This is a genomic window from Bradyrhizobium uaiense (genome assembly GCF_010811875.1).
In the GTDB taxonomy this organism is placed as follows: Bacteria; Pseudomonadota; Alphaproteobacteria; order Rhizobiales; family Xanthobacteraceae; genus Bradyrhizobium; species Bradyrhizobium uaiense.
In genome coordinates this window covers 1-23,772 of sequence record NZ_VKHP01000143.1, presented here as the reverse complement: position 1 = coordinate 23,772, position 23,772 = coordinate 1, and the positions used below count along the sequence as shown (strand labels likewise).

The 23,772-nt window shown below is 66.4% G+C and carries 23 protein-coding genes; 11 read left to right on the top strand and 12 right to left on the bottom strand.

The features are described from left to right. The 4 genes from FNJ47_RS28685 to FNJ47_RS28670 form a co-directional block, all read right to left on the bottom strand. Positions 1-1,025 (bottom strand): small ribosomal subunit Rsm22 family protein (locus FNJ47_RS28685; protein WP_163159229.1); only part of this gene is annotated, 1,025 nt, incomplete at its 3' end. Between the two features lie 111 nt (positions 1,026-1,136). Further along, complete coding sequence (gene smc / locus FNJ47_RS28680) at positions 1,137-4,601, bottom strand: chromosome segregation protein SMC (RefSeq protein WP_163159227.1); 3,465 nt, start codon at positions 4,599-4,601, stop codon at positions 1,137-1,139. Between the two features lie 345 nt (positions 4,602-4,946). After that, a complete protein-coding gene (locus FNJ47_RS28675; RefSeq protein WP_163159225.1) occupies positions 4,947-5,603 on the bottom strand; it encodes a DsbA family protein in 657 nt (218 codons plus the stop codon). 123 nt (positions 5,604-5,726) lie between these two features. After that, positions 5,727-6,206 (bottom strand): DUF721 domain-containing protein, encoded by a 480-nt coding sequence (locus tag FNJ47_RS28670; RefSeq protein WP_163159223.1) that lies wholly within the window; start codon positions 6,204-6,206, stop codon positions 5,727-5,729. Positions 6,207-6,369: 163 nt separating this feature from the next. On the opposite strand from FNJ47_RS28670, the gene mutY reads away from it, so the two are divergent. Further along, positions 6,370-7,461 (top strand): A/G-specific adenine glycosylase, encoded by a 1,092-nt coding sequence (gene mutY, locus FNJ47_RS28665; protein ID WP_163159221.1) that lies wholly within the window; start codon positions 6,370-6,372, stop codon positions 7,459-7,461. A 68-nt stretch (positions 7,462-7,529) separates the two neighbouring features. Further along, positions 7,530-7,949 (top strand): PaaI family thioesterase, encoded by a 420-nt coding sequence (locus tag FNJ47_RS28660; RefSeq protein WP_163159219.1) that lies wholly within the window; start codon positions 7,530-7,532, stop codon positions 7,947-7,949. A 179-nt stretch (positions 7,950-8,128) separates the two neighbouring features. On the opposite strand, the gene FNJ47_RS28655 is transcribed toward FNJ47_RS28660, so the two are convergent. Continuing rightward, on the bottom strand, positions 8,129-9,397 hold the full coding sequence (locus FNJ47_RS28655) for a flavin-dependent oxidoreductase (RefSeq protein ID WP_163159217.1): 1,269 nt from the start codon (positions 9,395-9,397) through the stop codon (positions 8,129-8,131). 171 nt (positions 9,398-9,568) lie between these two features. On the opposite strand from FNJ47_RS28655, the gene FNJ47_RS28650 reads away from it, so the two are divergent. Beyond that, positions 9,569-10,189 (top strand): glutathione S-transferase family protein, encoded by a 621-nt coding sequence (locus FNJ47_RS28650; RefSeq protein WP_163159214.1) that lies wholly within the window; start codon positions 9,569-9,571, stop codon positions 10,187-10,189. A 174-nt stretch (positions 10,190-10,363) separates the two neighbouring features. Here the strand turns inward: FNJ47_RS28650 and FNJ47_RS28645 are convergent, their stop codons facing one another. Further along, a complete protein-coding gene (locus tag FNJ47_RS28645; RefSeq protein ID WP_163159233.1) occupies positions 10,364-11,278 on the bottom strand; it encodes a LysR family transcriptional regulator in 915 nt (304 codons plus the stop codon). 148 nt (positions 11,279-11,426) lie between these two features. Here FNJ47_RS28645 and FNJ47_RS28640 point away from each other — a divergent pair, with 148 nt between their 5' ends. Both FNJ47_RS28640 and FNJ47_RS28635 read left to right on the top strand, forming a co-directional pair. Then, a complete protein-coding gene (locus tag FNJ47_RS28640; RefSeq protein WP_163159212.1) occupies positions 11,427-11,870 on the top strand; it encodes a nuclear transport factor 2 family protein in 444 nt (147 codons plus the stop codon). Beyond that, positions 11,857-12,051: a DUF1127 domain-containing protein gene (locus tag FNJ47_RS28635; protein WP_430649421.1), complete on the top strand. Its 195-nt coding sequence runs from the start codon at positions 11,857-11,859 to the stop codon at positions 12,049-12,051. Before FNJ47_RS28640 ends, FNJ47_RS28635 begins: the two co-directional genes overlap by 14 nt. Positions 12,052-12,186: 135 nt before the next feature. Here FNJ47_RS28635 and FNJ47_RS28630 read toward each other — a convergent pair whose 3' ends face one another. The 3 genes from FNJ47_RS28630 to FNJ47_RS28620 all read right to left on the bottom strand — a co-directional run bounded on the left by FNJ47_RS28630 (position 12,187) and on the right by FNJ47_RS28620 (position 14,629). Next, complete coding sequence (locus FNJ47_RS28630) at positions 12,187-12,873, bottom strand: glutathione S-transferase family protein (RefSeq protein ID WP_163159210.1); 687 nt, start codon at positions 12,871-12,873, stop codon at positions 12,187-12,189. Positions 12,874-13,009: 136 nt separating this feature from the next. Further along, entirely contained in the window at positions 13,010-13,336 is a 327-nt protein-coding gene (locus FNJ47_RS28625; protein WP_163159208.1) for a hypothetical protein, read from the bottom strand. A 159-nt stretch (positions 13,337-13,495) separates the two neighbouring features. Then, on the bottom strand, positions 13,496-14,629 hold the full coding sequence (locus FNJ47_RS28620) for a site-specific DNA-methyltransferase (RefSeq protein ID WP_163159206.1): 1,134 nt from the start codon (positions 14,627-14,629) through the stop codon (positions 13,496-13,498). A gap of 382 nt (positions 14,630-15,011) precedes the next feature. Between FNJ47_RS28620 and ypfJ the strand changes: the two genes are divergently transcribed. Together ypfJ and moaB are read left to right on the top strand one after the other, a co-directional pair. Continuing rightward, a complete protein-coding gene (gene ypfJ / locus FNJ47_RS28615; RefSeq protein WP_163159204.1) occupies positions 15,012-15,947 on the top strand; it encodes a KPN_02809 family neutral zinc metallopeptidase in 936 nt (311 codons plus the stop codon). 162 nt (positions 15,948-16,109) lie between these two features. Then, positions 16,110-16,673 (top strand): molybdenum cofactor biosynthesis protein B, encoded by a 564-nt coding sequence (gene moaB, locus FNJ47_RS28610; RefSeq protein WP_163159202.1) that lies wholly within the window; start codon positions 16,110-16,112, stop codon positions 16,671-16,673. A 164-nt stretch (positions 16,674-16,837) separates the two neighbouring features. Here moaB and FNJ47_RS28605 read toward each other — a convergent pair whose 3' ends face one another. After that, positions 16,838-17,779 (bottom strand): bifunctional helix-turn-helix transcriptional regulator/GNAT family N-acetyltransferase, encoded by a 942-nt coding sequence (locus tag FNJ47_RS28605; RefSeq protein WP_163159200.1) that lies wholly within the window; start codon positions 17,777-17,779, stop codon positions 16,838-16,840. Between the two features lie 42 nt (positions 17,780-17,821). After that, positions 17,822-18,391 carry a glycosyltransferase family protein gene (locus tag FNJ47_RS28600; protein WP_163159198.1) on the bottom strand — a complete coding sequence of 190 codons (570 nt, stop codon included), beginning with the start codon at positions 18,389-18,391 and terminating at the stop codon, positions 17,822-17,824. Positions 18,392-18,555: 164 nt separating this feature from the next. Here FNJ47_RS28600 and FNJ47_RS28595 point away from each other — a divergent pair, with 164 nt between their 5' ends. From FNJ47_RS28595 to FNJ47_RS28580, 4 genes are all read left to right on the top strand, one after another. Then, positions 18,556-19,722 (top strand): PA0069 family radical SAM protein, encoded by a 1,167-nt coding sequence (locus FNJ47_RS28595; protein WP_163159196.1) that lies wholly within the window; start codon positions 18,556-18,558, stop codon positions 19,720-19,722. Positions 19,723-19,830: 108 nt separating this feature from the next. Next, positions 19,831-20,277 carry a VOC family protein gene (locus FNJ47_RS28590; protein ID WP_163159194.1) on the top strand — a complete coding sequence of 149 codons (447 nt, stop codon included), beginning with the start codon at positions 19,831-19,833 and terminating at the stop codon, positions 20,275-20,277. A 279-nt stretch (positions 20,278-20,556) separates the two neighbouring features. Then, positions 20,557-21,324, top strand: coding sequence for a ribonuclease HII (rnhB, locus tag FNJ47_RS28585; protein ID WP_163159192.1), 768 nt, complete (start codon positions 20,557-20,559; stop codon positions 21,322-21,324). Positions 21,325-21,584: 260 nt separating this feature from the next. Continuing rightward, a complete protein-coding gene (locus tag FNJ47_RS28580) occupies positions 21,585-23,093 on the top strand; it encodes a glycosyltransferase family 39 protein (RefSeq protein WP_163159190.1) in 1,509 nt (502 codons plus the stop codon). Between the two features lie 94 nt (positions 23,094-23,187). Here FNJ47_RS28580 and FNJ47_RS28575 read toward each other — a convergent pair. Next, positions 23,188-23,772: uracil-DNA glycosylase (locus FNJ47_RS28575; RefSeq protein WP_163159188.1), on the bottom strand; the 585-nt coding region annotated here is incomplete at its 5' end.

The window sequence follows — 23,772 nt, the reverse complement described above, 5'->3', positions numbered from 1 at the left end:
TATGGGTCCCGGCCCCGTGCGCAATCGCGCACTAGGCCGGGACGACCCGCAACGGATATCTCGACCGCATCGCCCCAGCGCCAGCGCCTGGCGCGGGCGTAATCGGCCTTGGCGCGGCGGGGGACCCTGGTGACGACGACGCCCTCGGGCGTGCACAGCTTGGCGGCAACCTCGACCTTGCCGACATCCGGCTGCGCCAGAACGCGGGACGGACGCGCCGCGACTTCGGTGCGGCTCAGCGCGACATAGGCGAAGCGCTCGTCCTCGAACGGGGCATCGGCACCCTTGACCTGCTTGTGCGCGCGCGAGCGTTGCAGGCGCTGCGAGAAGTGGCACCAGTCGGGCGCAACCAGCGGGCAGGCGCCGTCATGCGGGCAGGGGGCAATCACATGCGCGCCGGCGGCGATCAATCGTGCGCGCTGCGCGATGATCCGCGCATAGCCCGCGGGTGTGCCGGGCTCGACGACCAGCAGCGTGTCCTTTGTCCTGGCCCACATCGTGTCGATGAGCGCGGTGCGCTCCGTCTCGTTGAGCTCGTTGATCATGTAGCTCGCGATCACGAGGTCGGCCGCCTCGGCATGCGCGACGAAGGTGCGGGCCTGTCCAAGCTCATAGGTGATGCCGCGCAGGCGGCCACTCTTGCGCGTGAGGTCCAGCGCCAGCGTGCGCAGGGCCGCGTTGGCATCGAGCAGGATGAAATCGTGCAACGACGAGAACACTTCCGCTGCGGCCCAACTCGCCGTGCCTGGTCCGGCGCCGACATCGAGCAGGCTCGTTGGTGAAAAATCCGGCCGGATCTCGGTCAGCGCATTCAGGCTTGCGACCACCGCGGCATAGGTCGCCGGCATCCGCGCCAGCGCATAGGCCAGCGCATCGGTCTCGGTCCTGATCATCCCGGAGCCGCCGCCCGCACGATAGGTTTCCGAGATCACGGTCGCGCGGCCGGCGGCGTCGCTGCGCGACAGGCCTTCGAGTTTTGCGTTGAGCGCAGCGCGCAGTTCGGCGGGGAGATCGGGTGAAGTCATGGCTTGCCGTCATCTTCACGTCATTCCGGAGCGGCGCAAAGCGCCGAATCCGAAAATCTCGAGATTCCGGGTTCGGTGCTGCGCACCGCCCCGGAATGACGACATGATACCTTAAGCCACGTTCTGGTCGAGGATATCGACCGCGCCCTGCAGGTCGACCGACACCAGCTGCGACACGCCGCGCTCGGCCATGGTGACGCCGAACAGCCGGTTCATCCGCGCCATCGTGATCGGATTGTGCGTGATGATGATGAATCGCGTGTCGGTCGAGCCGGTCATTTCGTTCAGCAGGGTGCAGAACCGTTCGACGTTGTGGTCGTCGAGCGGCGCGTCGACTTCGTCCAGCACGCAGATCGGCGACGGGTTGGTGAGGAACACCGCGAAGATCAGGGAGAGCGCAGTCAGCGCCTGCTCACCGCCCGAGAGCAGCGACAGCGTCTGCGGCTTCTTGCCCGGCGGCTTGGCGATGATCTCGAGGCCGGCTTCCAGCGGATCGTCGCTCTCGATCAGGTGCAGCGCGGCTTCGCCGCCGCCGAACAGCTCGGTGAACAGCCGCTTGAAGTGGTTGTTGACGGTTTCGAACGAGGTCAACAGCCGCTCGCGCGCTTCGCGGTTGAGGCTCTGGATGCCCTGGCGGAGCCGCTTGATCGCTTCGACGAGGTCGTCGCGCTCGGTGGTCAGCGCGGTGTGCTGGGTCTCGACTTCCTTGAGTTCTTCCTCGGCGCGCAGATTGACGGCGCCCAGCCGTTCGCGGTCGCGGCGCAGCTTCTCGAGCTCTTCCTCGACCTGGCCGACCGGCGGCAGCTCCGCGCCCGGCTCGATCTCGGCCATGCCGACCACCGCGCTCGGCTCGACCTCGAGCATGTCGTGGATCTCGCGCTCGATGTCGGCGAGACGGCGGCGGGTGCCTTCCATGCGCTCTTCGGCGCGCGCGGTGGCTTCGCGGGACGACGACAGTGCTTCGAGCGTGGCCTTGGCGACGCGGTCGGTCTCCGCCATCGCGGCTTCCGCGGTCGCCAGCGCGTCGGCGGCAATGCGGCGATCGCCCTCGGCGTGCTCGATCTCCGTGATCAGCGCGCTGCGCTTCTCGGCGAACACTTCCGGCGCGTTGGCCAGTTCCTCGCGCTCGGCCGACACCTCGGCGATGCGCTCTTCGATGGTTCCGACCTGCGAAGCGGCGCTGGTCTTGCGGCTCTGCCACTCGTTGCGTTCGGCAACGATCGCCTGCACGCGGCGGTCGGCGAGCTCGGCCTCGCGGGCGAGCGCCTGCGCTTCGGCGCGGACCTGTGCCGCGGCACGGCGCTGGTTGTCGATCTCGGCGCGAACCGCGGCGAGCTGGGCTTCGGTCTCGACGCCCGGCGGCAATTCGGACAGCGCGGCAACCGCGCTCTCATGGGCGGCTTCGGCCTCGGCGCGGTCCGCCGCGACGCGGCTATGCGCCTCGGTCAGCGCCGATTTGCGCGCGGAGTGGCGGTTGATCTCGCGCTCGGTCGCGGCATGGCGCTCACGCGCGGCGTCGGTCTCGCGGCGGGCGGCGCGTACGGCTTCGCGTGACGCACCCTCGGCGGCGGACGCCGAGCGCAGTTCCTCTTCGGCTGTCTCCAGTGCCTGGCGCTTGGCGGCGGCATCGATGCGGGCCTGTTCCAGCTCATGCTCGATATCGACCAGGCGGGCACGCTCGGCGAGGCGGCGCGCGGCACCAGTCGGGGCATGGGCGTCGGCGACAAAGCCGTCCCAGCGCCAGACGTCGCCTTCGAGCGACACCAGCCGCTGGCCGGTCTTCAGCTGCGACACCAGCGCGGCGCCGCGTTCCTTGGCCACCACGCCGATCTGGGCCAGACGGCGCGCCAGTTCCGGCGGCGCCTGGACGTGATCGGCCAGCCGTTCGACGTCATCCGGCAGCGAAGGATCGGCCGCGGCTTCACCGACATTGGTCCAGCGCATCGGCGCGGAGGAATCTACGGGAGCATCGAGGTCGTCGCCGAGCACGGCGCCGATCGCCTTTTCATAGCCCTTGGCGACCGTGATGCCGTCGATGATCGGCGGCCACAGATTCTTGGTCTCGCTGGTGACGAGCTTGGAGATGGTGCGGGCTTCGGTCTCGAGCCGCTGCACGCGCTTCTCGGCTTCGGCGAGCGGATTGCGGGAGGATTCCAGCGTCTGCCGCGCGGCGGCGTGATGGGCCTCGTTCTCCTGCACCGCGGCCTCGGATTCGGCGAGCGTCTGCTGCGCCATCTCCATGGCGGCGGCGAGCGCGTCGATGTCGCCGAGATTGTCGGTCTCCTGCGCGAGCTTGGTTTCCTCGGCCTGGACGTTGGCGATCTCCTGATCGAGCCGCGCCAGCCGGTCGCGATGCGTGCGCACGCCGGCTTCGAGCTGGTTGCGCTTGGCGGTGAGGTCGGCGAGCTGCGTGGTCAGCTCGGAGAACTGGCGCTCGGTCGCGGCCAGGATCTCTTCGGCCTCGGAGACGCGCTCGTCGACGCCGGAGCGCTTCTCGACGCGCGACTTGATCTCTTCCTTGAGCTCGGCGTCTTCGGTGTCGAGCCGCTGCAACGCGACGTCGGCGTCCGACGTCTGCTGCTGCTCGCGCGCGATGTCCTGGGCGAACTGGGTGAGGCGGCGATCAAGCTCGCCGACGCGTTCCTTGGCGCGCTGCTCTTCGCGGTCGAGCATCTCGCGCGCGTTGGTCAGGCGCTGCAGGCCGGCGGCGGCGCGCGCTTCGGCGTCGCGCAGCGCCGGCAGTTCGGTGGCGCGGATCGCCTGGATGCGTGCGGCTTCCGCCTGATGCTGGGTCCGCTCTGCCATCTCGCGTACGGCGAGATCGTGTGTGCGCCCGGCGTCGTTGACGTCGGCATTGGCCTCGATCCAGCGCAGATGGAACAGCATCGCCTCGGACTTGCGCACCTTGGCCGCGACCTCGCGATAGCGGATCGCCTGGCGGGCCTGCTTCTTCAGGCCTTCCATCTGGCCGGTGAGCTGGCCGATCACGTCCTCGACGCGGGTGAGGTTGGTTTCGGCCGCCTTCAGCCGCAGTTCCGCCTCGTGGCGGCGGGCATGCAGGCCGGCGACGCCGGCGGCGTCTTCCAGCACGCGGCGGCGCTGCTCCGGCTTGGCCTGGATGATCTCGCCGATCTTGCCCTGGTGGACCAGCGCCGGCGAGCGTGCGCCGGTGGCGGCGTCGGCGAACAGGATCTGCACGTCGCGGGCGCGCACGTCGCGGCCGTTGATGCGATAGACCGAGCCGGCCTCGCGCTCGATGCGGCGGGAGATTTCGAGCAGCTGGCTGTCGTTCATCGCCGCCGGCGCCGAGCGATCGGAATTGTCGATCGTCATCACGACTTCGGCGTGGTTGCGCGCCGGACGGTTGCCGGAACCGGCGAAGATCACCGCATCCATGTCGGCTGCGCGCAGCGACTTGTGCGAGGTCTCGCCCATCGCCCAGCGCAGCGCTTCGACGAGATTGGATTTGCCGCAGCCGTTCGGTCCGACGACGCCGGTCAGGCCCGGCTCGATCATGAAATCGGTGGGTTCAACGAACGACTTGAAACCGTGCAGGCGGAGGCGCGTGAGCTTCATGTACACAAATCTCGTTTGGCCGGGCGCGAATCTCCCTGCCGTGACAATACCATGGATGGCAATGTCGGTGTCTGGGTTGAATAGCTGCGTGCAGCTCTCATCAGCGGCGACAATGGCGATGCGAGCGCGTCAGGGCAACCGCTTGAACAAGCTTTTCCCAAGGGATTTACAAGGGATTTGCAGAGGTTTTGTGGCCTCTGCATGCCCTCGGAGATTCGCATCGCGCGAATCAAGTTTTCAACAACCAAATAATGCGACGGCCGCACACCGCGATCGCAAATCATCCACAATTATCGTGCCTCGACTCAAAACGAGGCACGACGACGTCAGATTACAGGCGTGCGATCAGCTCTTCAGCAGCGGATCGATGCGCTTGCTGAACTCCTCGAACGAGGTCTCGCCCTTCAGCATCTCGCCATTGACGAAGAAGGTCGGCGTCGAGTTCACCTTCAACACCTCGTTGGCGTATTTCTGGTCGGCGGCGATCTTGTCGAGCAGCTTCTGATCCTTCAGGCAGTCCTCGACCTGCTGCTGGCTGAGGCCGGCCTGCTTGCCGATCCGGGTCAGCGTCTCGGTGGTGTTCTTGACCACCCAGTCGTTCTGCTGGCGGAACAGCAGGTCGATCACGGCGAAGAACTTCGGCGCATCGTCCTTGGCGATGCAGCGCGCCAGCATCGAGCCGGCGGCGGCCTTGATGTCGAGGGGGAATTCGCGGAACACGTAACGGACCTTGCCAGAGTCGACGTAGGTCGACTTGATCTTCGGGAACACGGTCTCGTTGAAATTGGCGCAGTGCGGGCAGGTCATCGAGGCGTATTCGATGACCGTCACCTTGGCGTCCTGCGGGCCGAGTCCCATGTCGGGCAGCGACTGCGGCTTGGCAACCTCGGCGGCGGTCTGTGCGAACGCATCCGTGATCAGGCGCAGCGGCGACAGGCCGGCGAGGGCGGCAAGCCCGGTCAGCGAGAGAGCGGTGGTGAAAGCGCGGCGCGTGATGATCAAGGTCAGCTCCCGGATTGGCGCATTCACGCCAGAATGAAGGGGGTCCCGAAAAAGAAGCCTTCGCTAGCTTGAAACGACCATTGTGGCAATGCCGGGGTCTCGCGGCCGAGCCTGCGAAAAGCGTCAATTTCGCTTGATCGAGGCACCCAGACGGGCCAGCGCCGCGCGCAGATCGTCGTCCTCGACGGCGCCGAGGTTTGCCGCCTCCCGGGCCACGGTTTTGGCATCGGGCGGGCGCGGCCGCGCCGGGCGACTGCGGCGCGTCAGCGGCGCCTGGCGGATCGTCAGGCGGCCGACCGCGTGCCAGCCGAAGAAGCGGTTCACCCGTTCCAGGATGACATCCGAGGAGTGCTGGATCTCCAGCGCCATCGGCCCTTCGACCCGCAGCACCAACGTCGCGGGCTCCTGCGGCTGCCCCTCCACCGGGCGCGGCCACTGCATCTTCATGGGCTCGCAATAGGCCGCGATCCGGTCGCCGGCGATCTCGGTCCAGCGCGTCACCAGCTCACGCGCGGCAAAGCCCTGCTTGGCGTAGGCGTCGGTGAAGACGTCGCTGAGCAGGATCGACAGGGGCTTTGCGCTGATGGGGCCGGGTCTGGACATGGGAGGGGTTATAGCATCCTGCGGTAGGGAACGCTCCGGCCGTCATGCCCGGGCTTGTCCCGGTCATCACGCCTGGACGAACAGTACAAAGAAAGACGTGGATGCCCGGGTCAAGCCCGGGCATGACGTGGAGGGATTGGATCAGTGACCTTAAGGTAGGCCCATGAGCTCTCGCGCGGCCGCCAAAACCAAACCGACCGACCACCAGACCGCCCGTCCGGCGCGTCTGCTCGCCTGGTATGACCGGCATCGCCGGACGCTGCCATGGCGCGCGGCGGCGGGCGAGCGGGCTGATCCGTATCGGGTGTGGCTGTCGGAGATCATGCTGCAGCAGACCACGGTGCGGGCGGTCGGGCCTTATTTCGAGAAATTCATGTCGCGCTGGCCCGACGTGACCGCGCTCGGCCGCGCCTCTCTCGACGACGTGCTCCGGATGTGGGCCGGGCTCGGCTATTATTCGCGGGCGCGCAATTTGCACGCCTGTGCGGTTGCGGTGATGGGCGACCATGGCGGCGTGTTTCCGGACACCGAGGACGGCCTGCGCGGGCTGCCCGGCATCGGGCCGTACACGGCGGCTGCGATCGCCGCCATCGCCTTCGACCGCCGCACCATGCCGGTCGACGGCAATATCGAGCGCGTGGTCACTCGGCTCTATGCCATCGAGGAGGCGCTGCCGCAGGCCAAGCCGCTGATCAAGGAGATGGCCGCGACGTTGCTCGGCCCATCTCGGGCCGGCGACAGTGCACAAGCCCTGATGGACCTCGGCGCCACCATCTGCACGCCGAAGAAGCCGGCCTGCGCATTGTGTCCGCTGAATGACGATTGCGCAGGCCGCATCCGCGGCGACCAGGAGACGTTCCCGCGCAAGGCGCCGAAGAAGAGCGGCGCGTTGCGCCGTGGTGCCGCCTTCGTGGTGACGCGCGGCGGCGAGCTATTGGTGCGCTCGCGCCCGGAAAAGGGTCTGCTCGGCGGCATGACCGAGGTGCCGGGATCGCAATGGCTCGCCGGGCAAGAGGATGCCGCTGCGCTGGCGCAGGCGCCGGAACTCAAGGGCGTCACGCGCTGGCACCGCAAGACTGGCGTCGTCACCCACGTGTTCACGCACTTTCCGCTCGAGCTCGTCGTCTACACCGCCAGCGTTCCGTCGCGAACCCGCGCGCCGGACGGCATGCGCTGGGTGCCGGTGGCGACGCTGGACGGCGAGGCGTTTCCGAACGTGATGCGCAAGGTCATCACGCACGGGCTCGACCTCTGAAGGATGACCTGCTGACACCATGCTGGCAGCAGCGCCCGGCTATCACCTCCGGCACAACGGAGGCCGCCATGATTGCAACCGCGCTCGACAACATCCCGAGACCGCCCTGCGCAAACCTGCTCGGCTGGCACCTTGTCGATGCACGCCCGCAGGAGGGCTGGATCAAGATCGTCTTCGACGGCAAGCAGGACTTCTGCAATCCGGCCGGCTTCGTCCAGGGCGGCATGCTGTCTTCGATGCTCGACGACACGATGGGGCCGGCGGTGTTCGTGATGACCGACGGCAGGCTCTTCACCACGACCATCACGATGACCGTGAATTTTCTGGCGCCTGCCAAGCCCGGACCGATCACCGGCGAGGCGACCGTGACGCAACTCGGCAAGACCATCGCCTTCGTCGAGGGCCGGCTGACCTCGGCTGAAGGCACGCTGCTCGCGACGGCGACGAGCACCATCCGGCTGGTGGAATCCGCGCGGGCGCTGCGGTAGGGATTGCTCGCGCGACAGCCAGTCCCGTCACCCTGAGGTGCGAGCCTTGCGGCGCAATTGCGCCGCTGGGCGAGCCTCGAAGGGTCGACGGCCACGGGCCGGGCCGTGCACCCTTCGAGACGCCGCTGCGCGGCTCCTCAGGGTGACGGAATAGAAAGCGGCTTGAAGCTGCGCAGCGCTTATGTGCCCGCCCGCTGCACGATCGGCGGCTTGGCGTTCAACCCCTCGACCTGGAAACCGGCGACGCGCTTGTAGTTCGCGGCGATGCCTTCCAGCTCCTGCTGCGACAACACCTCGGTGACGACGCCGAAGCCGTTGGGTGCGCGCTCCTCGACCAGCTGCATCACCTGCTCGGGGCCGTTGCGGCGGTTCAGCATGACAAGATCAGTCGTCGCCGGCCGGCGCTCGGCTTCATAGGCCACGAGCGCCGCCTGCGTCGGGCCGTGTGCCAAAATCTCGCGCGTCAGCGTGCGCGCATCCAGAATCGCCTGCGAAGCGCCGTTGGAGCCGATCGGGTACATCGGATGTGCGGCGTCGCCCATCAGCGTGACGCGGCCGAAGGTCCATTGCGGGATCGGGTCGCGATCGACCAGCGGATATTCATAGGCATGCGGGCAGTTCCGAATCAGCCCGGGCACGTCGAGCCAGTCGAAATTCCAGCTCTCGAACCACGGCAGGAACTCATCGAGTTTTGCGGTGCGGTTATAGTCCTCGCGGCGCCACTGATAGGTCGGCGGCATGTGCCGCTCGGCGACCCAGTTGATGTCGAACTTGCCGTCGGGGCCGGCCTCTTTCGAGATCGGGTAGCAGACGAATTTCAGGATCTCATGGCCGGCCATGATCATGGTGCGGCCGGTGAGGAAGGAGTTCGCCCGCGTGATGCCGCGCCACAGGATGCGGCCGTTCCAGATCGGCAGCCCTTCCTGCGGATAAAGCTTCTCGCGTACCGCCGAATGGATGCCGTCGGCGGCGATCAGCACCGCGCCGTCATAGCTGCCGGCGGGCTTGCCGGTGGCGCGGTCGATGAACTCGGCGCGCACGCCATCCTGCGTTTCGGTCCAGCCGGTGAGGTGATGGCTGGTCAGGATGTTCGCGGCGCCCAGCCGTTCGGTCGCGGCATCGAGCAGCAGCTGCTGCAGCCGGCCGCGATGGATCGAGAATTGCGGCCATTTATAGCCGGCCTCGAGCCCGCGCGGCTCGCTCCAGATCGGCTTGCCGTGCTTGGAGAAATAAGCGAGCTCGCTTGTGCGCACCGCCAATGCATCGAGCACATCGTGCAGGCCGAGCTCGATCAATTCGCGCACCGCATGCGGCAGCACGTTGATGCCGACGCCGAGCGGCCTGAGCTCAGGCACGCTCTCGAACACGCGGCAGGGCACGCCGATCTGGTGCAGGCTGAGCGCCAGCGTCAGCCCGCCAATTCCGCCACCTGCAATGAGCACCGTCATGAGAAGCCTCCCGATTGGCCAAGGTCATCGCATGGCGGCCCTGCCGCGGGCAAGGTCCGCGGCATGGCGCGGGGTGGACGGCAAGGGGGGCTGCCGCTAACGTCCGCCGCATCTCATAACAAGCCAGGCCGGGTTCGCAACGAACCGACAAGGCCCGCAGAGGACAACGACATGCTCAAGCTCTACACCGCCCCCGGCACCTGTGCGCTCGCGTCCCACATTGCACTGGCCGAGGCCGGCGCGCCTTATTCGGTCGAGCGGCTCGACTTCAAGGCCAACCAGCAGAACAGCCCGGAATATCTCAAGATCAACCCGAAAGGCCGGGTGCCCACGCTGGTGACCGACCGCGGCGTGCTGACCGAGACCCCGGCGATGCTGGCCTACATCGCGCAGACTTTTCCGCAGGCGAAGCTCGCGCCGCTCGACGACGCCTTCGAGTTTGCCAAATTGCAGGCGTTCAACGCCTATCTCTGCTCGACGGTCCATGTCTGCCACGCCCACAGGATGCGCGGCGCGCGCTGGGCGACGCAGGAGACGTCGTTCGCCGACATGAAGTCGATGGTCCCGAAGACCATGGGCGCCTGCTTCGATCTGATCGAGCGCGACATGCTCAGGGGACCATGGGTGATGGGCGACAGCTACACGGTGGGCGACGCCTATCTCTACACACTGACCCTCTGGCTCGACGGCGACGGGGTCGACATCGCGACCCTGCCCAAGGTGAAGGCGCATCGCGCCGCGATGGAGAGCCGCCCGGCGGTGCAGAAGGTGCTGGCGGAGCAGAAGGCGTAGGCGCCAAAAATTCGGTGTCGCAAAAAGATCGGTGTCGTCCCGGCGAAGGCCGGGACCCATAACCACAAATCTCAATTGTGGTGCGACGCTGGGGCCACGGCCTTTCATCTCCAATTCACAACGGTGGTTATGGGTCCCGGCCTGCGCCGGGACGACGTGTGGATGGAGCGTGCGCTACACCTTCCCCGTCTCCAACTCGCGTCCGGTCTCCAGCATCAGCTTGCGCAGCCAGATCGAGCCGGGGTCCATCTGCGCCCGCGTCGGATAGAACATATGCTGCTCGTCGATCCCGGGATCGAGCGGCGGGGTCACGATCACCAGCGACAATTGTTTCGCCAGCGCCGAGATCAGCCGGCGCGGCACGAAGGCGACGAGGTCGGTGCGCGCGGTGACGTGCAGCGCCTCGATATAGCCCGGCACGACCAGCGCGATCCGCCGCTCGATGCCCTTGGCGCGCAGCCAGGTGTCGATCAGATCCTCGTTATGGCCGCGGATGATCACGGCGACATGCCGCGCGGCGAGGAACGCCTCGCGCTTCCTGAGCTTCGCTCCCACAGGGTGGCCACGCCGTACCGCGAGCGCATCGATGTCGGTGTAGAGCCGCTGGCGGTGAAAGCCCTTGAAGGAATTGCCGATCGAGATCACGAGATCGATGGTGCGGGCGAAGTCCGGCGTGAAGATCGTGGAGCTCCGCCACGGCACCACGTCGATGGTGACGTGGGGCGCGAGCCGCGTCACCTTCTCCATCAGCGGCGGCATCAACAGTTCGACCGCCAGGTCTGGCATCATCAGGCGGAAATGGCGCTCGCTGCGCGCGGCGTCGAAATCGTCGGACACGAACAGCGTGCGTACTTGGTCGAGTGCCTGCGCCAGCGGCGAGCGCAGCGCCTGCGCCCGCGGCGTCAGCTCCATTCGCGCGCCGTTGCGCACCAGCAAGGGATCGCCGATCAGGTCGCGCAGCCGCTGCAGCGCGTGGCTGGTCGCCGGCTGCGACAGATTGAGCCGCAGCGCGGCGCGGCTGACGCTGCCGTCGCGCAGCAGTGCGTCGAGCGCCACCAGCAGGTTGAGGTCAAGCGAATTCAAATTCATCAGGTGAATATATATCATATCACCTATCGATTGGAAGAATGGGCGCCGGCACCACAGGATTGGAAGGCAGGGCGATCTAACGCGAAGTGGACACTGCTTCGCGTTCGGAACGCTGCACGTCAAAGTCAACCCATCAAGGAGACGCGCCATGAGCGCAGCCGACAACAAGAAACTGGTGCAGGAGATGTTCGTGATCGCGGATAGTCCCGATCCCGCGGTGCGCGAGAAATCGCTGTTCATGGCAACGCTTGCCGACGACGCGACCTGGACCGTGACCGGGCAGTATTCCTGGTCGCGCACCTTCACCGGCAAGCAATCGATCATGAACGATTTGCACGGCCATGTCCGCTCAAGGCTGGTCGAGCGCGGCCGCACCGTCGCCCATCGCATCATCGCCGACGGCGACATCGTCGTGGTCGAGGCCAAGGGCAACAACCTCACCAAGCAAGGTCAGCGCTATGACAACGACTATTGCCTGGTGTTCCGCTTCGACGGCGGCAGGATCAAGGAGGTGAGGGAATATTGCGACTCGGCTCTGACCGAGAAGGCCCTCGGTCCGTTTCCGGCCGGCGAGGTACGTGCGGCGGGTTGAAGCACTGATTGCCGCCGCCGCGGCCGCGCCGGTCTGGTTCGGGCGATGGCGCGAGGACCGGCGCTCGTGGCGGCAGCTCGCCGCCATGAGCGAACGCGAGCTGCAGGATATCGGCGTCTGCCGCGCAGATATCTGCCATCGTCGCAATGACGACGGGCGCAGGCCGTACTGGCCGCCCTAACAAGAATTCTTGTCATTCCGGGGCGCGCGCCAGCGCGAACCTCAGATGCGCAATCGCGGATCGGGGAATCTCGAGATGATGGATAAAGATTCCGGGTTCACGCGCGTTGCGCGTGCCCCGGAATGACGACGTGCGTCAGGCCACCTTGGCTTTGAGATGGCCGAACATGATGTCGCGCGCCGCGTCATCCATCTCGGTCTTGAAGGTGTGCTTGTCCTTCAGCGCGATCGCCCGCGCCGCCGCCGGCCGCGCCGAGATCTCGTCGACCAGCCGCTTCACGTTCGGATATTTGGCGTAACCTTCCTCGCCGAGGATGAACGGCGCCATCCGCGCCCAGCCCCAGAACGCCATGTCGACGATCGTGTAGCTGTCGCCGACCATGTAGCGCTGCTTCGCCAGGTGATCGTCGAGGATCTTGTAGTGGCGATGCGCTTCGTACTGGTAGCGGTTGTTGGCGTAGTCGAGGTCCTTCGGCGCGAAATGCTTGAAGTGCACGGCCTGGCCGGAATACGGGCCGAGGCCGGTTGCGATGAACATCAGCCAGGACAACGTTGCGGCGCGGTTGGCCGGGGTGTTGGCGGGCAGGAACTTGCCGTTCTCCTCGGCGAGGTAAAGCAGGATGGCATTGCTGTCGAACACCAGCACACCGTCATCGTCGATCGCCGGCACCTTGCCGTTCGGATTCACCTTCAGGAATTCCGGCGCGAACTGCTCGCCCTTACGCGTGTCGACCGGGATCGCCTCGAACGGCAGGCCGGATTCTTCCAGGAACAGTGCGACCTTGTTCGGGTTCGGCGCGCCATTGAAATAGAATTTGATCATGAAGGGACTCCCTTGGTTCTTGTGACCGGCGAGATCGGGACGCGGCGGGGAAGGCCGCGGACGAACCCCTCATGCGCAAATTTTGCTGCGCTGCGCAAGCGGCGAGTTTGTGAATCAGGGTCGCGCGGCGCGCTGGTCAGCCGACCAGCAAGAAGCCCAGGATACCCGCGACGACCAGCGCAATTCCCGCGACGTCCAGCACGGCGGCGGAGCGGGTCGCCGCATGCAGGTGTGAGACCTGCGTCGCGCGCTCCGAGCCGCGGGCAAAGCCGTGGACGATGACCTCTTCATTGAACTCGCCATGCGCCTCGAGGGCGAGCGTCAGTCCGACGCAGACGAGCAGTATGCCGAAAATGATCAGGCCGAAGAATCCGAGCAGGCCGATCAGCAGCATCGGAAACATGCCGAGCAGGAAGATCGGCAGCAGCGGCACCAGCAGCAATGTCTCGGATTGTCTTCGCATCGGGCGACCAATCGAAACGGCGAGTGATGGAGCCGAATGTAAGCCCGCCGCCGCCGCGCAACAAGGCGGCCCGCGTCCAAGACGGCGTCATCCCCTCGTCGATGCGCGATTGCGCATCGGGGAATGACGAGAGGAAACGACTTCGGATCGCGCGGGCGCTCAGCCCACCGCCATCTCGGAGCGGATCTCGGCGCGCAGCTCGTCGATCAGCCGCAGGCCGGTCTTGGTCTCGACGTGCCAGAAGGTCCAGCCGTTGCAGGCGCCGGAACCCTGGGCGACCGCGCCGATGCGGTGGATCGAGCCGACCTTGTCGCCGAGCATGATGGCGCCATCGGCGCGAACCAGCGCGCCGTGGCGCTTCTTGGCATCGACCAGTCTGGCGCCGGGCATGATCATGCCGCGCTCGATCAGTTCGGAGAACGCGACCCGCGGCGCCTCGCGCGCGGTCATGAACGGGGCCAGGGTCTCGGCCGGCAGCGGCTCGATCGCGGCGATGCGGGCTTCGGCGGCGGCGGCATAGGTCCGGTCGCGCTCGAAGCCGATATAGCTGCGGCCGAGTCTTTTTGCGACCGCGCCTGTCGTTCCGGTGCCGTTGAACGGATCGATCACGAGATCGCCGGGCTTCGACGACGACAGCAGCACGCGGGCCAGCAGCTGCTCGGGCTTCTGCGTCGGGTGGACCTTCTTGCCGTCGTCGCCCTTGAGGCGCTCCTCGCCGGTGCACAGCGGGATCAGCCAGTCGGAGCGCGCCTGCACGTCCTCATTGGATGCCTTGAGGGCTTCGTAATTGAAAGTGTAGCCCTTGGCCTTCTCGTCGCGCGCGGCCCAGATCATGGTCTCGTGCGCGTTGGTGAAGCGGCGGCCGCGGAAGTTCGGCATCGGATTCGACTTGCGCCACACGATGTCGTTCAGGAGCCAGAAGCCGAGGTCCTGCATGATCGCGCCGACGCGGAAGATATTGTGATAGGAGCCGATCACCCACAGCGTTGCCGACGGCTTCATCACGCGGCGGCAGGCGAGCAGCCAGGCGCGGGTGAAATCGTCATAGGCAGCGAACGACGAGAACTTGTCCCAGTCGTCGTTGACGGCATCGACATGCGATTCGTCGGGGCGCTTGAGATCGCCCTTGAGCTGCAGATTGTAGGGAGGGTCCGCGAAGACCAGGTCGACCGAGCCGGCCTGAAGCTTCGACAACTCGGCCACGCAATCGCCAATGACGATGTGGCTCGACGGGGCACTCTCAAATTTAGTGCGGGGCGCCCTTGCAGACGCCCCGCGACGCGACACTACCATGACTCAAGAACTCTGACTCAGGCGACGCTGTCGGCGACGCGGGACTAAACAACCGACTGGGGTCACATTGACCCGGCAAAGTAAAAATCGACTTAATTGGAAATCTTCATGCAAAGGATTGCAGCATCTTTTGCGCGGCATGACGCATTGTGGTTCGCGTTGTGCTGCAACATCAGCGCGTTCGGCGAAAAAAATTGCGAATCATCAAACCGGCACGATTCGACCGGTAAATTGGCCGCCGTGCGCAGCCGTTGGCACTGCAAGGGATGCGCGTCTTCCGGACTAGGCAATTTTTGCCGGGCAGGATATTGATTAACAGAATGGAAATTTTAAGTTGGTGTGTCCCACATTGGGTCGCCGACTGGAATGAAGGGAAGCCGCCATGCGCTATGATGATTTCCGTCGCAGCGACGACATCGAAGACCGTCGCGACGACAGCGGAGGCGGCGGCGGTGGTGGCGGCTTCGGGATTCCGATGGGCGGCGGTGGCGGGCTCGGCATCGGCACGGTCATCGTGCTCGGCCTGCTTGGCTACGCCTTCGGCATCGACCCGCGCATCCTGATCGGCGGCGCCGAGATTCTCACCGGCGGCGGCCAGGCGCCGAGCTACCAGACCGATCGGCAGTCGTCGGGCGGGCAGGCCAAGCGCGGCGCGCCGACCGACGAGATGGGCAGCATGATCTCAGGCATCCTCGGCGAGATCGACGATCGCTGGAGCGAGATCTTCCAGGCGAGTGGCCAGAGCTACACCGGTCCGAAAATCGTGCTGTTCCGTAACGCCACCAACGGCGGACGCTGCGGCATGGCGCAGTCGGCGATGGGCCCGTTCTACTGCCCGCCGGACAAGACCATCTTCCTCGACACCGGATTCTTCCGCGAGGTCGAGACGCGCTTCCGCGGTTGCTCGGGCAATGCCTGCAAGTTCACCGCGGCCTATATCATTGCGCATGAGGCCGGCCATCACATCCAGAACCTGCTCGGCATCATCCCGCGCGTGAATCGGCTGCAGCAGCAGGCCGACAAGAAGGACGCCAACGCGCTGCAGGTCAAGGTCGAGCTGCAGGCCGATTGCCTCTCCGGCGTCTGGGTCAACCGCGAGGAGAAGAAGCGGCCGGGCTTCCTCGAGGCCGGTGACATCGACGCCGCGCTGACCACCGCCAATGCGATCGGCGACGACACGCTGCAGCGGCAGGCGACGGGCAGAGTGGTGCCGGACTCATTTACCCACGGCTCCGCCGCGCAGCGCAAGCAATGGTTCATGACCGGCTACCAGCAGGGCACCGTGCAGGCCTGCAACACGTTCGGTGGCGGTACCTAGCTCTACGTCGCGTCATCCCCGGATGAGTGCGAACGCGCTCACTCGGGAGGTGCTCGTCTCTTCGGCGAGCCTCGAAGGATAAAGCGCCCGTGGCCCATCCTTCGAGGCTCGCAAGGGCTCGCACCTCAGGATGACGGCTGTGGGTTTGGAACGAGGTGCGAAATGTCCTCAATCGACGAATCCAAAACCTTCGTCCCGCTCAACATCGCGGTGCTGACGATTTCCGACACCCGCTCGCTGGCGGACGACAAATCGGGCACTACGCTCGCCGATCGTCTCACCGCGGCCGGCCACAAGCTGGCGGCGCGCGAGATCGTTACCGATGATGTCGAGGCGATCCGTGGCGTGATTCGGCGCTGGATCGCGGATCCGGGCGTCGACGCCGTGATTACCACCGGCGGCACCGGCTTCACCGGCCGCGACGTGACGCCGGAGGCGGTCGAGCCGCTGTTCGAGAAGCGCATGGACGGCTTCTCGATCGCCTTCCACATGCTGAGCCACGCCAAGATCGGGGCATCGACGATCCAGAGCCGCGCTACCGCCGGCGTTGCCGGCGCGACCTTCATCTTCTGCCTGCCCGGTTCGCCCGGCGCCTGCCGCGACGGCTGGGACGGCATCCTCGCCGCGCAGCTCGACTACCGCACGCGGCCCTGCAATTTCGTCGAGATCATGCCGCGGCTCGACGAGCACCTGCGCCGTCCGAAGGCGAAAGGGGCGAGCGCGTAGCTGCTACGTCGCTCCACCGTCATTCCCCGATGCGCAATCGCGCATCTGAGGGCATCGCGCAGCGATGAGCCCGGAATCCATCGGGCCACAGAATGTGCGGCGAAATGGATTCCGGGCTCGCGCTGCGCGCGCCCCGGAATGACGAAGATGGACGGGGTGACGCGTTAAAGCTCCAGCTCCCAGGTCTCGCCGACCAGGTCGACGCCAAAGCTGTGGTGCTTCTCTTCCTTCACCCGCTGAAAGCCGGCGCGGGCGTAGATGCCGCGCGCAGCGACCAGGATGCTCTGGGTCCACAGCGTCATCTTCGTGTAGCCCATCTCGCGCGCGGAGCGGATGCACTGCTCGACTAGGGCGCGGCCGACACCGAGCCCGCGCGCCTTCTCCCCCACCGCCAGCAGTCGCAGCTTGGCGACCCCATCGCCGCCGTTGACGAGGAAGACCGATCCGACCGGCTCGCCGTCAACCTCCGCGATCCAGCAATGTTCGCAGGCCGGATCGAACGATCGCAGAAACTGCGCGCAGATCTCGGCCACCAACGCCTCGTAGCTGATGTCCCAGCCATACTCCTCCGCGTAGACGCGCCCTTGTTGCGAGATCACCCAGCCCATGTCGCCGACGCGATGGCTGCGCAACAGGAAGCCGACCGGCTTTTCCGTCGGCGGCTCCAGCGACTGCTCGATCGTGCCCATCGCGCGCACCACGGCGGCGCGACGGTCGCTGTCCATCTGCTTCAGCAGGGCGCCGACCTCGCTGCGCGAGCGGCTGTCGAGATCCGCGGCCGCAGTGCGGCCCTTGGCGGTGAGGGCCACCTCATTGACGCGCTTGTCGGCCTTCGACGGCTTGCGGCTCACGATCTGGCGGCGCTGCAGCGCCGCCAGCGTGCGGCTGACGAAGCCGGCATCGAGGTCGAGATCGCGCACCAGATCGGTCGCGGTGCAATTTTCGCTATGCGCGAGCTCGTAGATGACCCGCGCTTCCTGCAGCGTGAACGTCGAGTGCAGCAGCTTCGGCTCGATGATGCCAAGCTTGCGGGTGTAGAACCGGCTGAAGCCGCGGACCGCGGCAACCTGGCCCTCGAGGGCCGCGTCATAGGAGTTTGATTCCATCAAGCATATTATTTGACGGAATCAAATAATATGCAAGTGGCTTCACGCCACCATGATCCGGCTGCGCAGCATGGTGCGGGAGGACCGGCCGAGCCGGCGCAGCAGGCGTGCTTCGGAACGGCGCGCGTCCGGCCGGTAGCCGCCGATCCTCTCGTAGTGGTCGCGCGCGATCAGGAGGCCCTGTTCGGCCGAGGGGCCGGTGATCATGCGGGCGACGAATTTGAGGCCGTCGCGCAGGCCGGGATCGGAATAGGGCGCGCGGGCATAGCGGAAGATGCCGGCGCGGTCCTTGCCGCTTGCCGCCACCATCTGGATGAACTGGGTGGTCTCCTCGATCCAGCCGGCATCGAGCACCGCGCCCGGATGCAGGAACATCAGCCAGGGCGACCGCGCCTGCCGTGCGCCCGCCGCGAGCGCCGCGGCGCGCGTGCCCTCGAACCGCAGGAACCCGCAGCCGGCAACGTCGGCCACGCGCTCCATGATGTCGGTATTGGTGCGGTCGACCAGCAGCACCTCGCGGATCACGCCGGCGGCCGCGCCCGGGACCAGCGCCGCCAATGTTGCGACCGCGGTGCGCTCGACCCCGTCGGTTGGAATGATCACGCTCAGCATGATTTGAGGCTTCGGTGGCTCAAACGGTTCAGGAAACTCCGGCCGTGTTATCACCTTGTCATATTCAAAGCAGCCTGTTCGCCTGCAGAATTTTGTAGCAAGGTTCTGTGGAATTTCTCCGCCCATGTTCTTGATTTGTTCTCACGCTGTGTTAGCTTCGGAACATGAGCCGAGCATCCTCTCATGCCCTCAAGCACCCGCCGGTAACGGCGCCCTCCGATAACCCGGCGGGTGCACCCACCCCTTTTCCCGAACTTGCGGTCGCGATCGAGCGCGAGCGACGGCGTGGCCGCGGCGCGCAGTCCAATGCCAGCGGCCGTTACGAGGCCGAGGCGCGGGTTGCCTTCGACGATGGCTGGCAGAGCCTTGAAGACCTGCCACCGTTCAGCACCAGCGTGGCGCTCGACACCTCGCGCAAGGTCATCAGCCGAAACGATTCGCCGGACATCGGCTTCGATCGTTCGATCAATCCCTATCGCGGCTGCGAGCATGGCTGCGTCTATTGCTTCGCCCGGCCGACCCACGCCTATCTCGGCCTGTCGCCGGGGTTGGACTTCGAATCGAAGCTGTTCGCCAAGCCGGACGCGCCCGCGCTGCTCGAGAAGGAGCTGGCTGCGCCCGACTATGAAGCGCGGATGATCGCGATCGGCACCAACACCGATCCGTATCAGCCGATCGAGCGCGAACGGAAAATCATGCGCGGCATTCTCGAGGTGCTGGAGCGCGCCGGCCATCCGGTCGGCATCGTCACCAAGTCGGCGCTGGTGACCCGCGACATCGATATCCTGGCGCGGATGGCCAAGCGCAACCTCGCCAAGGTCGCGCTGTCGGTGACGACGCTCGACCCGAAGCTCGCCCGCAGCATGGAGCCGCGCGCCTCGACCCCGCCGAAACGGCTCGAGGCGATCAAGCGGCTCGCGGACGCCGGCATCCCGGCCACGGTGATGGTCGCGCCCGTGATCCCGGCGCTGAACGATTCCGAGATCGAGCGCATCCTCGATGCAGCCGTGCATGCCGGCGCCAGGGAGGCGAGCTACGTGCTGCTGCGGCTGCCGCTTGAGGTCCGCGATCTCTTTCGCGAATGGCTGATGGCCAACTATCCCGACCGCTACCGCCACGTCTTCACGCTGATCCGCGACATGCGCGGCGGCCGCGATTACGACTCGCAATGGGGCACGCGGATGAAGGGCACCGGCCCGATGGCCTGGATGATCGGCCGCCGCTTCGAGATCGCCTGCGAAAAGCTCGGCCTCAACAAGCGGCGCACCAAGCTGACCACCGATCACTTTGCCAAGCCGAAGCGCAGCGGGCAGCAGCTCAGTCTGTTCTGAGGCTAAGGACGTCATTGCGAGGAGCGGAGCGACGAAGCAATCCATGCTTCGGCATATGCGGTACGATGGATTGCTTCGCTTCGCTCGCAATGACGGGAAAGGTAAAATATGAGTAACGCCCCGACCGCACGCTTCACCGTCCTCACGCTCGGCGTCGGCGACATGCGCGCCAGCATCGCCTTCTACGAGTCCCTCGGATTCACCAGAAAGATGCGCGTGACAGGCGAGGAGGTTGCCTTCTTCGAGACCGGCGGCACCGTGCTCGGGCTGTTCCCGTGGCATCTGCTCGCCGCCGACGCCGGGCTGCCCGATCAGCCGCGGCCTTCAGCATTCCGCGGCGTCGCGATCGCCTGGAACTGCAACGACGATGCGGAGGTCGATCGCGTGATGGCGTTCGCGCTGTCGAAGGGCGCGACCTTGCTGAAGCCGGCCCAGCCGACCAGCTATGGCGGTTACTGCGGTTATTTCGGCGACCCTGATGGCCACGCCTGGGAAGTGGTGCGCGCGCCGGGCTTCGAGGTGCTCGAGAACGGGCGGGTCTCGATTCCGGATTAGGGCGAGCCGGCACGCGAGTGCGCTCCCTCGCCCCGTTCTTACGGGGAGAGGGCTGGGGTGAGGGCTGTCTCCGCACATGCTGGCTACAGACGTGCTCGCGGAGAATCCCCCTCACCCGGAACGCATCTGACGATGCGTTCCGACCTCTTCCCGCGCGCGGGGCGAGGTGACGTGGAGTTCGTTTGGGGCATGGGATATCTGTCGACAGCGGATTGAATAACGGGGAAGGGCGCCGGGTTCCCGGTTGCGCCGTGGAGCCGGCTTGATCACCATCCCCGCATGATTCGGGACAAGTCCAAAGCTACGTCAAAGACCTCGTCGAAAAAGGCGCCGGCCAAGCCGGCCAAGCGCGTCATCACCGTGACCCGGCCGAGCTTTCGGCGCGAGCGTGCGCTGATCAAGCGCGGCGTCTGGCCGGTCGCCGGCTGCGACGAGGCCGGGCGCGGCCCGCTGGCAGGCCCGGTGGTTGCCGCCGCCGTGGTGCTGGATCCGAATCGTGTTCCCAGAGGTCTCGACGACTCGAAGCGGCTGACCGCCGAGCGCCGCGAGGAATTGTTCGAGGAGATTTGCGCCACCGCAGCGTTCTCGGTCGCGGTGGCCTCGCCGGCGCGAATCGATCGCGACAATATCCTGCGTGCCTCGCTGTGGGCGCTGGCGCGCGCGGTGCATGCGCTGCCGGAGATGCCGAAGCACGTCTTCGTCGACGGCCGCGACAAGCTCGCGACGCCCTGCGACTGCGATGCCGTGATCGGCGGCGACGGCATCGTCGCCTCGATCGCCGCGGCCTCGATCATCGCCAAGGTGACGCGCGACCGCCTGATGTGCGCGCTGGCGCTGGATTGCCCGGGCTACGGTTTCGAGCAGCACAAGGGTTACGGCGTCCCCGAGCACCTCGAGGCGCTGGACCGGCTCGGGCCGAGCAGCCATCACCGCAGCTTCTTCGCACCCGTTGTGGCCGCGCGGCTGAAGCATTTCCCGGTCGCGGCCGAGCCCGACCTGTTCACGGTGGATGCGACAAGCGAGGCCGCGGCATCCGAAGCGGCGTAGGATCGCTGGACCCGAGCCACAATCTCGCTCGTCATCGCCCGGCTCGACCGGGCGATCCAGTATTCCAGAGACAGTCGTTTTTGATCGAGAAGCCGCGGCGTACTGGATCACCCCGCTTTCGCGGGTGATGACAGCGGAGTTCGAAGTTACTGCACCGGCCTACCTGACGCCGGTTGCCTCCACAGCCGCCTCCCGTTATCAAAACCTTCGGGATCAGATTGCGCCGCTAGATGCGGTAGCTGGGGCATTTCAGGCGTTTCATGCGGTTTACCTCCCTGGTTGTCGAACTGATCCGCGCCCGGCCGCGCCTCGTGGTCTGGGTCGTGGTGCTGGTGCAGGCCGCGATCTGGCTGTTGCTGCCGCTGATTTTCTACGGCAGCCCGCCCGGCAACCTCGCCACCATCCTTGCCTTCGGCCGCGAGTATCAGGTCGGCACCGACATGGGGCCGCCGCTGGCGTTCTGGCTTTCCGACATTGCGTTCCGTGCCGCCGGCAATCACGTGTTCGGCGTCTATCTCCTGGCGCAGGTCTGCGAGATCGTCACCTTCATCGCGTTCTACCAGCTGGCGCGCGCCATCGTCGGTGGCCCGCAGGGCGTGCTGGCGGTCTTGCTGTCGATGACGGTCGTGGTGTTCTCCTCGCCGAGCGTCGAGTTCGGCCCGCTGATTCTGGCGCGTCCGCTGTGGGCGCTGCTGCTGCTGCATTCCTGGCAATTGATCGGGCAGAACCGGCGCAGCGCCTGGTTCGCCTGGTCGATCGATTGCGGCTTGCTGCTGCTGACGACGCCGGCGGCGATCGGCATGATCCTGCTCGTGGTCGGCTTTGCGGTCGCAACCGAGCGCGGGCGGCGTACGCTGCGCGCGGTCGATCCGCTCTATGCGCTGCTGGTCATCATCGTGCTGGCGCTGCCCTATCTGATCTGGCTCATCCGCGCCGACGTGCTGGCGCTGCCGGCCTTGCCTGCGCTCGCCGATCTCAAGGCGCGCGCGCTGCGCTGGGGCGTCGTGCTCGGCGGGCTGATCGTGGCGACGGCCGCGATCGCGCTGCTGGCGATCCTCAATTCGCGCTGGTTCGCCCGCGATAACGAGGACGCGCCGATCATCTACCGTCCGCCGGTCAGCCCGCTGGCGCGCCAATTCGTTTATTTCTTCGCGTTTGCGCCTGCGATCGTGAGCAGTTTCGTCTCCGGCCTGTTCGATCTCGACCGCACCTTCGGCGGCGCCGGCGTGGCGCTGTTGATGTCGGGGCTTGCCGTCGTCGTCGCGACCGGCGATCTGATCCCGCTCCGGCGGCAGCGGCTGTTGCGCTCGGTCTGGGCCTTCGCGGTTGCGGCGCCCGCCGCGCTCGCGCTGGCCGCGGCGCTGTTCCTGCCCTGGACCAGCACCACCGAGATGCCGACCTCGCTGCCGGCAGCCGCAATGGGGCGCTTCTTCGACGACAGCTATGAGCGCCGCACCAACCAGCGCCTGCGTGCGGTGGCCGGCGATCCCGAGCTCGCCAGCCTGATCGCGATGAACGGGCGCCGTCCGCATCTCTTGCTCGACGCCGCGCCGCAACGGACGCCCTGGCTGTCGGTCGCGAAGTTCAACGAGACCGGCGGCGTCGTGGTCTGGCGCGCGCAGGACACCGCCGGCACGCCGCCGCCCGAACTCGCGCAACGTTTTCCCGGCCTGGTGCCGGAAGTTCCGCGCTCGTTCGACCGGCTGGTCAATGGACGGCAGCCGGTGCTGCGGATCGGCTGGGCGATCGTGCGGCCGAAGGGGTCGTAGTTTGATGCGAAGCCGTAGCCCGGATGAAGCGAAATCCGGGGCTGCTTCCTCAAGCTGCGAGGTCAGTCCCGGATTGCGCTGCGCTCCATCCGGGCTACGAAGCCGTCGCGGGCTGCAGCACCTTCGCGATCGCGCGCAGATCCTGCCACGACAGCCGCTTGTAGGACGGCGAACGCAACAGATAGGCCGGGTGGAAGGTGGCGACCGCACGGATCGTGCGCGTGCCGGTGTCGTAGTCGATCCATTTGCCGCGCGTGCGCATGATGCCCTCGCGCGTGCCGAGCAGCGCCTGGGTCGAGGGATTGCCGAGCGTGACCAGCACGTCGGGATTCACCAGCTCGATATGGCGCTGGATGAAGGGCAGGCACACCTGCGTCTCCTGCGGCGTCGGCGTGCGGTTGCCCGGCGGGCGCCACGGGATCACGTTGGCGATATAGGCCTTGCTGCGGTCGAGCCCGATCGCCGCGATCATGCGGTCGAGCAGCTTGCCGGAGCGGCCGACGAAGGGCAGGCCCTCGATGTCCTCTTCGCGCCCCGGCGCCTCGCCGACGAACATCACGCGCGCCTGCGGATTGCCGTCGGCGAACACCAGCCTGGTCGCGGTGTGTTTCAGCGCGCAGCCGTCGAACGCCTCCATCAGCGCGCGCAAGGCTTCAAGCGTCGGTGCCGTCCGCGCAGC

Excerpts from the sequence above, each read along its gene's own strand:
- FNJ47_RS28630 (WP_163159210.1), bottom strand. The coding sequence starts at position 12,873 with ATGATCAAATTCTATTTCAATGGCGCGCCGAACCCGAACAAGGTCGCA.
- smc (WP_163159227.1), bottom strand. The coding sequence starts at position 4,601 with ATGAAGCTCACGCGCCTCCGCCTGCACGGTTTCAAGTCGTTCGTTGAA.
- FNJ47_RS28600 (WP_163159198.1), bottom strand. The coding sequence starts at position 18,391 with ATGCTGAGCGTGATCATTCCAACCGACGGGGTCGAGCGCACCGCGGTC.
- FNJ47_RS28660 (WP_163159219.1), top strand. The coding sequence starts at position 7,530 with ATGATTGCAACCGCGCTCGACAACATCCCGAGACCGCCCTGCGCAAAC.
- rnhB (WP_163159192.1), top strand. The coding sequence starts at position 20,557 with ATGATTCGGGACAAGTCCAAAGCTACGTCAAAGACCTCGTCGAAAAAG.
- moaB (WP_163159202.1), top strand. The coding sequence starts at position 16,110 with ATGTCCTCAATCGACGAATCCAAAACCTTCGTCCCGCTCAACATCGCG.
- FNJ47_RS28595 (WP_163159196.1), top strand. The coding sequence starts at position 18,556 with ATGAGCCGAGCATCCTCTCATGCCCTCAAGCACCCGCCGGTAACGGCG.
- FNJ47_RS28640 (WP_163159212.1), top strand. The coding sequence starts at position 11,427 with ATGAGCGCAGCCGACAACAAGAAACTGGTGCAGGAGATGTTCGTGATC.
- FNJ47_RS28590 (WP_163159194.1), top strand. The coding sequence starts at position 19,831 with ATGAGTAACGCCCCGACCGCACGCTTCACCGTCCTCACGCTCGGCGTC.
- FNJ47_RS28655 (WP_163159217.1), bottom strand. The coding sequence starts at position 9,397 with ATGACGGTGCTCATTGCAGGTGGCGGAATTGGCGGGCTGACGCTGGCG.
- FNJ47_RS28670 (WP_163159223.1), bottom strand. The coding sequence starts at position 6,206 with ATGTCCAGACCCGGCCCCATCAGCGCAAAGCCCCTGTCGATCCTGCTC.
- FNJ47_RS28625 (WP_163159208.1), bottom strand. The coding sequence starts at position 13,336 with ATGCGAAGACAATCCGAGACATTGCTGCTGGTGCCGCTGCTGCCGATC.
- FNJ47_RS28580 (WP_163159190.1), top strand. The coding sequence starts at position 21,585 with ATGCGGTTTACCTCCCTGGTTGTCGAACTGATCCGCGCCCGGCCGCGC.
- FNJ47_RS28605 (WP_163159200.1), bottom strand. The coding sequence starts at position 17,779 with ATGGAATCAAACTCCTATGACGCGGCCCTCGAGGGCCAGGTTGCCGCG.
- mutY (WP_163159221.1), top strand. The coding sequence starts at position 6,370 with ATGAGCTCTCGCGCGGCCGCCAAAACCAAACCGACCGACCACCAGACC.
- ypfJ (WP_163159204.1), top strand. The coding sequence starts at position 15,012 with ATGCGCTATGATGATTTCCGTCGCAGCGACGACATCGAAGACCGTCGC.
- FNJ47_RS28620 (WP_163159206.1), bottom strand. The coding sequence starts at position 14,629 with ATGGTAGTGTCGCGTCGCGGGGCGTCTGCAAGGGCGCCCCGCACTAAA.
- FNJ47_RS28645 (WP_163159233.1), bottom strand. The coding sequence starts at position 11,278 with ATGAATTTGAATTCGCTTGACCTCAACCTGCTGGTGGCGCTCGACGCA.
- FNJ47_RS28650 (WP_163159214.1), top strand. The coding sequence starts at position 9,569 with ATGCTCAAGCTCTACACCGCCCCCGGCACCTGTGCGCTCGCGTCCCAC.